This window comes from Pseudomonas sp. AC463 (assembly GCF_979253585.1).
This window is the reverse complement of sequence record NZ_CEEDDZ010000211.1, coordinates 1-378: the sequence shown is the minus strand read 5'-3', so window position 1 is coordinate 378 and position 378 is coordinate 1. Positions and strand designations below refer to the sequence as shown.

At 62.4% G+C, this 378-nt stretch carries 1 pseudogene; it reads right to left on the bottom strand.

The features are described 5' to 3' along the window. Positions 1-363, bottom strand: a pseudogene (locus AC0IYH_RS29815) (2-oxoglutarate dehydrogenase E1 component); the annotation flags it as partial. Positions 364-378 lie beyond the last annotated feature (15 nt).

Genomic DNA, 378 nt, shown 5'->3' with positions numbered 1-378 from the left:
CAGCCGGCCGCGATGCGCCATGCCGAACACGATCTCGTTGACGCCCATCTGGCCGCCGTACTTGATGATGCTTTCGAGCGCGGGGATCATGCTTTCGCCGCCATCGAGCCCGAAACGCTTCGTGCCGACATACTTGCGGCCGAGAAACTTCTCCCACTGCTCCGCCTCGACGACCTTGGTCAGGATCGCCTTCTTGCCCTCAGGCGTGAAGTCGATCGCCTTGTCCTGGCCCTCCATCCGCTCCTGCAGGAAGCGGCGTTCCTCGACATCGACGATGTGCATGAACTCGAGGCCGACATTGCCGCAGTAATTCTTGCGCAGCGTGTCGACGAGCTGGCGGACGGTCGCCCAGTCGAAGCCCATCGTACCGCCCAGATA